This window comes from Elioraea rosea, from assembly GCF_007644105.1.
Lineage (GTDB): Bacteria > Pseudomonadota > Alphaproteobacteria > Acetobacterales > Acetobacteraceae > Elioraea_A > Elioraea_A rosea.
The window spans coordinates 72,857-83,821 of record NZ_VFAC01000018.1 but is presented as its reverse complement, the minus strand read 5'-3'; the positions used below and the strand labels follow the sequence as shown (position 1 = coordinate 83,821).

The 10,965-nt window shown below is 72.1% G+C and carries 8 protein-coding genes and 1 pseudogene; 8 read left to right on the top strand and 1 reads right to left on the bottom strand.

Features of this window, described 5'->3' with window-relative positions; genetic code table 11:
• The 7 genes and pseudogenes from FIF60_RS21600 to FIF60_RS12610 form a co-directional block, all read left to right on the top strand.
• Window positions 1–461, top strand: a pseudogene (locus tag FIF60_RS21600) (hypothetical protein); the annotation flags it as partial.
• Window positions 436–1,656: a tRNA lysidine(34) synthetase TilS gene (gene tilS, locus FIF60_RS12635; protein ID WP_158639194.1), complete on the top strand. Its 1,221-nt coding sequence runs from the start codon at window positions 436–438 to the stop codon at window positions 1,654–1,656. The pseudogene FIF60_RS21600 and the gene tilS, both read left to right, overlap by 26 nt.
• A gap of 14 nt (window positions 1,657–1,670) precedes the next feature.
• Complete coding sequence (gene ftsH, locus FIF60_RS12630; RefSeq protein WP_144186440.1) at window positions 1,671–3,605, top strand: ATP-dependent zinc metalloprotease FtsH; 1,935 nt, start codon at window positions 1,671–1,673, stop codon at window positions 3,603–3,605.
• Between the two features lie 11 nt (window positions 3,606–3,616).
• Window positions 3,617–4,708, top strand: coding sequence for a dihydropteroate synthase (gene folP / locus FIF60_RS12625; RefSeq protein ID WP_239451606.1), 1,092 nt, complete (start codon window positions 3,617–3,619; stop codon window positions 4,706–4,708).
• A gap of 47 nt (window positions 4,709–4,755) precedes the next feature.
• On the top strand, window positions 4,756–6,162 hold the full coding sequence (gene glmM, locus FIF60_RS12620) for a phosphoglucosamine mutase (protein ID WP_144186439.1): 1,407 nt from the start codon (window positions 4,756–4,758) through the stop codon (window positions 6,160–6,162).
• A 6-nt stretch (window positions 6,163–6,168) separates the two neighbouring features.
• Window positions 6,169–6,990, top strand: a complete 822-nt coding sequence (thiD, locus tag FIF60_RS12615) for a bifunctional hydroxymethylpyrimidine kinase/phosphomethylpyrimidine kinase (protein ID WP_144186438.1) — start codon at window positions 6,169–6,171, stop codon at window positions 6,988–6,990.
• A 5-nt stretch (window positions 6,991–6,995) separates the two neighbouring features.
• Entirely contained in the window at window positions 6,996–7,835 is an 840-nt protein-coding gene (locus FIF60_RS12610; RefSeq protein ID WP_144186437.1) for a PhzF family phenazine biosynthesis protein, read from the top strand.
• 15 nt (window positions 7,836–7,850) lie between these two features.
• Here FIF60_RS12610 and FIF60_RS12605 read toward each other — a convergent pair whose 3' ends face one another.
• Window positions 7,851–9,623: a putative bifunctional diguanylate cyclase/phosphodiesterase gene (locus FIF60_RS12605; RefSeq protein WP_144186436.1), complete on the bottom strand. Its 1,773-nt coding sequence runs from the start codon at window positions 9,621–9,623 to the stop codon at window positions 7,851–7,853.
• Between the two features lie 163 nt (window positions 9,624–9,786).
• Here FIF60_RS12605 and FIF60_RS12600 point away from each other — a divergent pair, with 163 nt between their 5' ends.
• A complete protein-coding gene (locus FIF60_RS12600) occupies window positions 9,787–10,965 on the top strand; it encodes a phosphoserine transaminase (protein ID WP_144186435.1) in 1,179 nt (392 codons plus the stop codon).

Here is a 10,965-nt window from a genome sequence, read left to right as displayed (position 1 = left end):
GGGCGGCGCCCGCCCAGGGCGGCCAGCAGGCCGCGCTTCCCCGCCCGCCGGCGGCACCGCCGGCAGCACCCGCTCAGCGCAGCGCCCAGGCGATCCTGACCGACGCGCAGGCGGCAGCCCGCCGTCAGGACTGGGCGGGCGCGGAGCGCGAGGCGAACCTGTTCCTCTCCGCCTATCCGCGCGACAACCGGGTGGGCGAAGCGCACCAGATCCGCGGCGAGGCCTTCTATGCGCGGCGCGACTATGCCCAGGCGGCGCTCGCCTTCGACGACGCTCAGCGACGCCTGTCGGGCAATGCGCAGCAGGATGCCCAGCTCCGCCTCGGCCAGTCGCTCGGCGCACTGAACGAGCGTGCCGCGGCCTGCGAGGTGCTCGCCCGGCTCGCCTCGCAGCACGCAACCAGCCTCAAGCCCGATGTGCGCGAGGGGCTCGACCGTGAGCGGCAGCGGCTGCGCTGCTGAGCGCGCCGCCGCCCGCTTCGCCGAAGCGATGGCGGAGGCGGGCGGATGGGAGGATGCCCCGCGCCTCGCCATCGCCCTGTCCGGCGGTCCCGACAGCCTCGCCCTCGCTCTGCTTGCCGGCGCTTGGGCGCGCGCGCGGGGGGGCGAGGCGATCGCGCTGATCCTCGACCATGGGGTGCGACCGGCGGCCGCAACCGAGGCGCGCCTCGCAGCTGCCTGGGCCAGGCGACACGGTCTCGCCGCGCACATCCGTCGCCTGCCGCCAGGCACCGGGCCGAGCGCGGCGCGGCTTCGCGCGGCCCGGCATGCGGCGCTCGAGGCTGCCTGCGCCGAGGCCGGGGCGCTCCATCTCCTGCTTGCCCACCACCGGTCCGACCAGGCTGAGACCGTGCTGATGCGCGCCCTTGCGGGAACCGGAACGGCTGGGCTCGGCGGCATGGCGCCTGTCCGCCATGCCGGCAGCGTGAGGCTGCTCCGCCCCCTGCTCGGGGCAACGCCGCGCGAGCTCAAGGCGGTGCTTGAGCGGCACCGCCAGGGCTGGATCGACGATCCGAGCAACGACACGGCGGGGATGCGCGCGCGGCTTCGCCGGGGGATGGCCGATCGTGACGGCGAGGGGGCGGCCGTCGCCGCGCTCGCGGCGGTCGCTGCGTATCGGCGACGGGAGGAGGAGGCCCGTGCGGGGGAGGTCACCGCCCTGCTCGCCCGCGCGGCCTCGCTCCTTCCAGGCGGTGGCCTGGCGCTCGACCATGCGATCCTTGCCTCCGCCCCGCCGCCTCTTCGCGCCGCGGCACTCGCTGCCGCGTGCGCGGGCCTGGCCGGGCGCCTCACGGCGCCACGAGGGCGCACGCTTGCCGCTGCTGCACTGAAGCTCGAGAGCGAGCCGGCCTTCACGCTCGGCGGATGCGTGTTGCGGCGACGCGGCCCGCGATGGCGCGTGACCGCCGAACGACGCCGAGTCGCGGCGGTGGCCGAGCCCGCCGGGCTCCTGTATGCTGACCGCGCGAGAGATGGCTCGACCGGCGGCGCGATGCCGCTTGCGGCGGAGGGATTGGACGCCGTGCCGACCGCACCATCTCTAGCACGATGGATCGGCCCTGCCGGTCCTGATGGCGTGCCGCCTGGCGGAGCGCCCCTGACCGGACGATCGGGAAACCCGAGGCCGGGGTGGGGCTGTCGGGTCAGGTGGCCTTAGGAGAGACCGCGCGCGTGAGCAATTTCGGACGCAACCTCGCCCTCTGGGTCTTCATCCTGTTGCTGCTGGTGGCGCTGTTCAACCTGTTCCAGCCCTCCGGCCAGCGCAGCATGGCGACGCAGGTGCCCTACAGCGACTTCATCCGTGAGGTCGATGGCGGGCAGGTGCGTGACGTGACCATCCAGGGCCGCGTCGTCTCGGGCCGCCTCAGCAACGGCACGAGCTTCCAGACCTACCTGCCGGACGGCAACAACGTCGTCCAGCGGTTGACCGACCGCGGCGTGCGCGTGGAGGCCAAGCCGGAGGAGAGCGACGTCAACCCGCTCTTCCACTACCTGCTCTCCTGGTTCCCGATGCTTCTGCTCATCGGCGTCTGGATCTTCTTCATGCGCCAGATGCAGTCCGGCGGCGGGCGGGCGATGGGCTTCGGCAAGTCGCGCGCGCGCCTGCTCACGGAGAAGCAGGGCCGCGTGACCTTCGACGACGTCGCCGGCATCGACGAGGCGAAGGGCGAGCTGCAGGAGATCGTCGACTTCCTGCGCGACCCGCAGAAGTTCCAGCGCCTCGGCGGCAAGATCCCCAAGGGCGTGCTGCTCGTCGGCCCCCCCGGCACCGGCAAGACACTGCTCGCCCGCGCCATCGCCGGCGAGGCGAACGTGCCGTTCTTCACCATCTCGGGCTCGGACTTCGTCGAGATGTTCGTCGGCGTCGGCGCCTCGCGGGTGCGCGACATGTTCGAGCAGGGCAAGAAGAACGCCCCCTGCATCATCTTCATCGACGAGATCGACGCCGTCGGCCGCCATCGGGGCGCGGGCCTCGGCGGCGGCAACGACGAGCGCGAGCAGACGCTGAACCAGTTGCTCGTGGAGATGGACGGGTTCGAGAGCAACGAGGGCGTAATCCTGATTGCGGCCACCAACCGCCCCGACGTGCTCGACCCGGCCCTGCTCCGCCCCGGCCGGTTCGACCGCCAGGTCGTTGTGCCGAACCCGGACGTGAACGGGCGCGAGAAGATCCTCTCCGTGCACATGAAGAAGGTGCCGCTCGCAGCCGACGTGAACCCCAAGACCATCGCGCGCGGCACGCCGGGCTTCTCGGGTGCCGACCTCGCCAACCTCGTGAACGAGGCAGCCCTGCTTGCCGCGCGAAACGGCAAGCGCGTCGTCGGCCATGCCGAGTTCGAGGCGGCGAAGGACAAGGTGCTCATGGGCGTCGAGCGCAAGAGCCTCGTCATGAGCGACGAGGAGAAGCGCATGACCGCCTATCACGAGGCCGGCCACGCCCTCGTCGCCTTCTCGATGCCCGAGTGCGACCCCGTGCACAAGGCGACGATCATTCCCCGCGGCCGGGCGCTCGGCCTCGTCATGTCCCTGCCGGAGGGCGACCGCTACTCCAAGCACAAGTCGAAGCTCCTGCAGGAGCTCGCGATGGCGATGGGCGGCCGCGCGGCGGAGGAGGTCGTGTTCGGTGCCGACCGGGTCAGCAACGGCGCCGCCGGCGACATCAAGATGGCGACCGACCAGGCCCGCCGGATGGTCACCGAGTGGGGCATGTCGGACAAGCTCGGCATGATCGCCTATGGCGAGAACAGCCAGGAGGTCTTCCTCGGCCATTCCGTCACCCAGTCGAAGAACCTCTCGGAGGCAACCGCGCAGGCGATCGACGGCGAGATCAAGCGCATCATCGACGAGGCCTACGACACGGCCGTCCGGGTCGTGACGGAACGCCGCGATGGGCTGGACACGATCGCCAAGGCTCTGCTCGAGTTCGAGACGCTCTCGGGCGACGAGATCAGGGGCCTGCTCGCAGGTGAGCCGATCGTCCGCAAGCCGGCGGACGAGACGCCCGCGCCCGATCTTCGCCGCTCCTCCGTCCCGACGACCGGTCGCATCCCGAAATCGGGCGGCGCGCCGGGCGGGCTCGGGCCGGCACCCCAGCCGAACGGCTGAGGCCCACCGCGTTGGGGGGAAACTCCCTCCCGCGCCACCTCGTCGAACCGATCGGCCTCGCCCCGCGGCACCTCGCACCGCCCGGGGCGATCGCCGTCGGCGGAACGGGGCTCGGTTTCCGCTTCGCGCGGCTCTGGACGCGCGGCGAGCACGGCGACGCCGTTTCGGTATTCGACGCAGCCGACCCGCCGGGCGAGGCCGCAGCGTCTCTGGCCGCGATCGCCTCGCCCCGCACGCCCCTTGTTCCCGGACTGGCCGCCGACCGCCCGCTTGTGATGGGCACGATCAACGTCACGCCGGACAGCTTCTCCGATGGCGGCCGATTCTTCGAGGCAGGGGCGGCGATCGCCGCGGGCGAGGCGATGCGCGCGGCCGGCGCCGATCTCCTCGACATCGGCGGAGAGAGCACGCGCCCCGGCTCGGCGCCCGTGCCGCCGGAGGAGGAGCAGGCGCGGATCCTTCCCGTGATCGCCGCGCTCGCGCCGGGCGGGCCGGTCAGCGTCGATACGAGGAACGCCGCGACGATGCGGGCGGCGCTGGCGGCGGGGGCGTCGATCATCAACGACGTGAGCGCGCTCGCCCATGACCCCGGGGCCGCCGGCGTCGTCGCCGAAGCGGGTTGCCCGGTCATCCTCATGCACATGCGTGGCACGCCGGCGACGATGCGCGCGCTCACCCGCTACCGCGACGTTGCGCTCGACGTCGCCGAGGAGCTTGCCGCCCGCGTGGCGGCGGCCGAGGCGGCCGGAATCGCCCGGGCTCGGATCGTGCTCGACCCCGGCATCGGCTTCGCCAAGACGCCGGCGCAGAATCTCGAGCTCCTTGCCAGGCTGCCGGTGCTGCACGGGCTCGGCTGCCCGGTCCTCGTCGGCGTCTGGCGCAAGAGCTTCATCGGCCTCTACGGCAACGAGCCCGATGCGGCGAGGCGCCTTCCCGGAAGCCTCGCCGCCGCGCTGGCCGCGGTCGGTTGCGGAGCGTCAATCATTCGCGTCCACGATGTGGGCGAGACCGTGCAGGCGCTTGCCATCTGGCGGGCCATCGCCTGCGCGGGGGCGGCCGAATCTCCCGGGATGGATCGCAGCCCGGCTGAGGCCGTAGGATAGGGGCGTGGGGGTCGGGCCTGGCGTCGCAGCAAGGTCGAGGAACAGTCATGGGTAACGCCAAAGCGAAGGATGCCGAGGCGGCGCGTCGCAGGCGCCTTTTCGGGACGGATGGGATACGCGGCAAGGCCAACACGCCGCCGATGACGCCTGGCACGGGGCTGCGGCTCGGCCAGGCGGCAGGGCTCCTGTTCCGCCGCACCGCCGGCGGCGGGCATCGGCCCGTCGTGGTCATCGGCAAGGACACGCGGCTTTCGGGCTACATGATCGAGCCCGCGCTCACGGCCGGGTTCGTCTCTGTCGGGCTCGACGTGATCCTGGTCGGGCCGCTGCCGACGCCCGCGATCGCGATGCTCACGCGCTCGATGCGCGCCGATCTCGGGGTCATGGTCTCGGCAAGCCACAACAGCTTCGAGGACAACGGCATCAAGCTGTTCGGCCCCGATGGCTGGAAGCTGTCGGACGACATGGAGCTCGAGATCGAGGCCATGATGGACGACGCGGCCCTTCCCGAGCGGCTCGCCGACCCGCGCGACCTCGGCCGCGCACGCCGCATCGAGGACGCAGCCGGCCGCTACATCGAGACCGCCAAGGCCTCCTTCCCGCGCGGCCTCCGGCTCGATGGGCTCCGCATCGTCGTCGATTGCGCCAACGGCGCCGCCTACAAGGTGGCACCCACGATCCTCGCCGAGCTCGGCGCGGAGGTGATCCGCCTCGGCGTGGCACCCGACGGGTTCAACATCAACGAGGGCTGCGGCAGCACCAAGCCGGAGACGATGCGCGCGGCCGTGCTCGCCCACGGCGCCGATCTCGGCATCGCGCTCGACGGCGATGCCGACCGGCTGATCCTTGCCGACGAGAAGGGTGCCGAGATCGACGGCGACCAGCTTCTCGCGCTGATCGCCGCGCAATGGGCCGAGGCCGGCCAGCTCCGCGGCGGCGGAATCGTCGCAACCGTGATGAGCAACATGGGGCTCGAGCGTTTCCTCGAGCAGCGGGGCCTCTCCCTCCACCGCACCCAGGTGGGTGACCGTTACGTCGCCGAGGCGATGCGCGCGGGCGGCTACAATGTCGGCGGCGAACAGTCGGGCCACATGATCCTGTCCGACTTCTCGACGACGGGCGACGGGCTGGTTGCAGCGTTGCAGGCGCTTGCCGCGGTCGTCGCATCCGGCAAGGCGGCCTCGGAGGTGTGCCGGCAGTTCACCCCGATGCCGCAGAAGCTGCGCAACGTGCGTTTCGCCGGTGCCTCGCCGCTCGGCCTCGCGCCGGTGAAGGAAGCGATCGCCGATGCGGAGGCCGCGCTCGAGGGCCGGGGGCGGCTGCTCATCCGCAAGTCGGGCACGGAGCCGCTGATCCGCGTAATGGCGGAGGCCGAGGACGAGGGGCTGGTCGCGCGCGTGGTCGACGATCTCTCGGGGTTCATCGAGCGCCACGTCGCGCATGCCGCGGAATAGCGCGCGATGAAGGGACGCGTCCTGATCGTCGCGGGCTCCGATTCCGGCGGCGGCGCGGGCATCCAGGCGGACATCAAGGCAGTGACCGCGCTCGGCGCCTTCGCCATGACGGCGATCACGGCGCTGACCGCGCAAAACACCGAAGGCGTCTCCGGCGTGTTCCCCATCCCCCCCGCCTTCATCCGCGAGCAGATGGGCGTGGTGATCGCCGATCTCGGGGTGGACGCGGTGAAGTCGGGCATGCTGCACGATGCCCCCGTGATCGAGGCGGTGGCCGAGGAGGTGGCGACGCGCCTGCCCGGCATCCCCTTCGTGGTCGACCCCGTGATGGTCGCCAAGGGCGGGCACAGGCTTCTCGAGGAGAGCGCGGTCTCGGCGCTCAAGGCGTCGCTCCTGCCTCTCGCCTCGGTGCTGACGCCGAACGTTCCGGAAGCCGAGGCGCTTTCGGGCCAGGCGATCCTCGACGAGGGAGACATGCGCCGTGTCGGCGCGGCGCTTCTCGCGCTCGGGCCGAAGGCTGTGCTCCTGAAGGGCGGCCACCTCTCCGGCGAGCGGGTGACCGACCTGCTGGTGACGTCCGATGGCGCGGAAGCCTTCTCGAGCCCGCGCATCGAGACGCGACACACCCATGGCACGGGCTGCACCCTCGCCTCGGCCATCGCCGCGGGGCTCGCGCAGGGGATGGCGCTGCGCGAGGCGGTCATCCGCGCGCGGCACTACGTGCTTCTCGCGATGGCCTCCGCGCCGGGCTATGGCGGCGGCCACGGCCCGCTCGACCACGCCGTGACGGTCGACCCTGCGCGCGTCGCCGCACTCTGTCGCGAATGAGCCCGATGCGGCTTCCGCTCTACGTCGTCGATGCCTTCGCCGAGCGTCCCTTCACCGGCAACCCTGCGGCGGTGGTGCCGCTCGACGCCTGGCTGCCTGACGCGACGCTCCAGGCCATGGCGGCGGAGCATAACGTCTCCGAAACGGCCTTCCTGGTGCGTGAGGGCGCGGGCTGGCGGCTCCGCTGGTTCACGCCGACCACCGAGGTCGCGCTCTGCGGCCATGCGACGCTTGCCTCGGCCTTCGTGCTGGCGACGGAATTGGGTGCGGCGCCGCCCTTCGCCTTCGCGACGAGGAGCGGAACGCTCGGCGTCGCGCGCGAGGGCGGGATGTTCGTCCTCGACTTCCCCGCCGACCCGCCGCACCCGGTCGCCCACCCGCCCGAGGGCCTCGTCGCCGCGCTCGGCGCCGAGCCGCTCGAGGTCTGGAAGGCGAGGGACTGGATCTGCCTGTTCGACGATGCCGCCACGGTCGAGGCGCTCGCACCAGACCATGCCGCGATCGCGGCGCTGCCGGATACCGAGACCGCGCCGGACGGCTCCTGCGTCATCGCCACCGCGCGCGGCCCGGCGCGCACCATCGCCACCGCACCAGGCGGCGGGGGCGTCGATGTCGTCTCGCGCTACTTCGCCGCCAAGGTCGGCATCGCCGAGGATCCCGTGACGGGCGCGGCGCATACGCAGCTCGTTCCATTCTGGGCCGCACGCCTCGACCGCGCCCGGCTCGCCTGCCGCCAGGCCTCGAAGCGCGGCGGCCTGCTCGACTGCACGCTCGACGGAGAGAGGGTGAGGATGGGCGGCCGCGCCGTGCTCTACGCGCGCGGCGAGATCCTGCTTCCCGGCTGAACGCCGGTTCAGCGCTCAGGCCGCGTCGCGCACCCGGCGCAGCACCGGCAGCGGCCCGGGCCTGCCGAACAACCAGCCCTGCATCGCATCGACGCCGAGGCGCCGAAGCAGCGCGGCCTGCGCCTCGGTCTCCACACCTTCCGCGATCGACATCGCGCCGAGCTCGCGCACGAGACCGATCATGCCGCCGAGCAAGGTGGCGGAGCGCCGGCAGGAGGCGGCCGCCTGCACCAGGCGGCGGTCAATCTTCACCGTGTCGAACTGGAGGTCGCGGAGGTAGTTGAACGAACTCGCACCTTCGCCGAAATCGTCGAGCGCGATCATCACGCCGAGTTTCCTCAGCGCCTCCACGGTCGCCCGCGCGCTGTCCCGGTCGCGCATCATCACCTGCTCGGTGATCTCGAGAACCAGCTGGTTCGGCGGAAGCCCCGACCGCGCGAGCGCCGCGGTGACGGTCTCCTCGAGGTCGGCGAGAAGCAGGTTCGGCGGCGAGAGGTTGACGGCGATGCGGGTCGGCAGCCTGGCGGCGACCGCGGCCGAAGCGGCGCGGTTCAGCACCCAGCGGTCGACGCGGGAAATCATCCCGCTCTTCTCTGCCACCGGGATGAAGGCGGCCGGCATGATCGCCGGGCCGTCAGGCCTCGGCCAGCGGATCAGCGCCTCGTGGCAGGCCGGCTCGCCCGTACGCGCATCGACGATCGGCTGCCACGCGAGCGAGAAGGGCTCGCGCCCGGAGACGGAAAGCGCGTCGCGGAGGAGACCGGCGATCGCCCGGCGGCCAAGCATCGGCGCGCGGCGGGAGGGGGAAGCGGTCGTTGCGATCCGCTTGCCGTTCGTCTTTGCGGCGTAGACGGCGGCATCGGCCGCGCGGAGGAGATCGGCAGGCCCCGCGCCGTCGAGCGGGAAGCGCGCGATGCCGATCGAGGCGCCGACGCGCAGCCTGTGGCCCTCGACCATCAGCGGTTCGTCGAGCGCGGCAAGCATCCTGCGCGCGAGCGGTGCGGCGCGCGCGGCGGGCGCCGTCAGCACGGCGAAGGTGTCGCCTCCCAGTCGGGCGAGCGAGCCGGAGCGGCGAAGCGCGCCGGAGAGGCGCGCGCCAACGGCTGCGAGCACGGCATCGCCCATCGTGTAGCCGAGCATGTCGTTGATCGCCTTGAACCCGTCGAGGTCGAGCAACAGAAGCGAGGCCGGCGGCGCACCTGGAGAGAGCGCGGCGAGCGCATCCTCGAAGCCGCGGCGGTTGAGCAGCCCTGTCACGGCGTCATGCGTCATCAGCCCGCGCAGGTGCCGCACGGCGGCGTGGAGTGTGAGCATCTCCGACACGCCCTGCGCGAGATCGACCAGCCGCGTGGTCGGAAAACCGCTGTCGATCCGCCTCGGCTTGGTGTCGATCACGCACAGCGTGCCGACGGCGTGGCCGGCCGGCGTGCGCACCGGCGCGCCGGCGTAGAAGCGGATGCCGAGCGGCCCCGTCACGAGCGGGTTGTCCGCGAAGCGTTCGTCCTCCCGCGCATCCTCGACGAGGAGCGGGTTCTCCGGGTCGAGGATCGCATGGGCGCAGAAGGCGTGGTCGCGCGGCGTCTCCGTCGCGTCGAGGCCTTCGCGCGCCTTGAACCACTGCCTGTCGGAATCGACCATGGTGAACAGGGCGATCGGCATGTCGGCGAGCGACCGGGCGAGCCGCACGAAGCGATCGAACCGTTCCTCCGCCTGGGTGTCGAGCAGGCGCAGGGCATGCACGGCGGCGATGCGCTCGGACTCGTTCGGAGGCAGGGGGGCAGGGGGCATGTCGGATCATGCCGGCCGCGCCGTAAGCGTGGCGTTAACGGAGACGGTGCGGGGCAGGCCGGCGCTGTCCGCCCCTTGCATGGCCAGCACGCGACGGTGTAACGCTCGCCGCGGGTCACGCCCCCCCACCGGGGCGCTTCTCTTCTGAAAGGGAGAGCTCGTCATGGTCACGCCCGCACCCTCCGTGCGTCCCCGCAACCCGCGCTTCTCATCCGGCCCCTGCGCCAAGCGGCCAGGCTGGAGCCTTGCCGCCCTCGAAGGCGCGCTGCTCGGCCGAAGCCACCGCGCCAAGGAGCCGAAGGCAAGGCTCGCCGCCGTCATCGAGCGGTCCAAGGCCCTCCTCGGCATGCCGGACGACTGGCGCCTCGGCATTGTTCCCGCCTCCGACACCGGCGCGGTCGAAATGGCGATGTGGAGCCTGCTCGGCCCACGCCCAGTCGACGTCGTCGCCTTCGAGAGCTTCGGCGAGACCTGGGCGACCGATGTCGCCAAGCAGTTGAAGCTCGAGCACCGCGTGCTCGGCGCGCCCTATGGCCGGCTGCCCGACCTCGGCGCGGTGGACTGGACCCGCGACGTCGTCTTCACCTGGAACGGCACCACCTCCGGCGTGCGCGTGCCGGACGGCAATTGGATCCCGCCCGAACGCGAGGGGCTTGCCATCTGCGATGCCACCTCCGCCGCCTTCGCCATGCGGCTCGCCTGGGACAGGCTCGATGTCGTCACCTGGTCCTGGCAGAAGGTGCTGGGCGGCGAGGCGGCGCACGGCATGCTGGCGTTGTCTCCCCGCGCGGTCGAGCGGCTTCTCATCCACAAGCCTGCCTGGCCGATGCCGAAGGTGTTCCGGCTCACCTCGGGCGGCAAGCTCGCCGAGGGCATCTTCAAGGGCGAGACGATCAACACCCCCTCGATGCTCTGCGTCGAAGACGCGCTCGACGGGCTTGCCTGGGCCGAGAGCATCGGCGGGCTCGAGGGGCTGATCGCGCGGACGGAGGCGAACCTCGACGCCGTCGCAGCCTTCGTCGCGAAGAGCCCGAACTACGCCTTCCTCGCGGAGGACCCGGCCACGCGCTCCTCCACCTCCATCTGCCTCTCCATCACCGCGCCGTGGTTCAAGGCGCTGGGGGCGGAGGCGCAGGCGGAGGCGGCGAAGAAGATCGCGTCTCTCCTCGAGAAGGAGGGCGTGGCGCTCGATGCCGGGGGGTATCGCGACGCACCGCCGGGCCTGAGGCTCTGGGGCGGAGCGACGGTCGAGACGGAGGACATGAGGGCCGTGCTTCCCTGGCTCGACTGGGCGGCCGACACCGTCGGTGCAGCGATCGCATCCCCCAAGGCGGCGGAGTGA

Coding starts and splice junctions, on each gene's coding strand:
- glmM (WP_144186439.1), top strand. CDS start 4,756: ATGGGTAACGCCAAAGCGAAGGATGCCGAGGCGGCGCGTCGCAGGCGC.
- FIF60_RS12605 (WP_144186436.1), bottom strand. CDS start 9,623: ATGCCCCCTGCCCCCCTGCCTCCGAACGAGTCCGAGCGCATCGCCGCC.
- thiD (WP_144186438.1), top strand. CDS start 6,169: ATGAAGGGACGCGTCCTGATCGTCGCGGGCTCCGATTCCGGCGGCGGC.
- FIF60_RS12600 (WP_144186435.1), top strand. CDS start 9,787: ATGGTCACGCCCGCACCCTCCGTGCGTCCCCGCAACCCGCGCTTCTCA.
- FIF60_RS12610 (WP_144186437.1), top strand. CDS start 6,996: ATGCGGCTTCCGCTCTACGTCGTCGATGCCTTCGCCGAGCGTCCCTTC.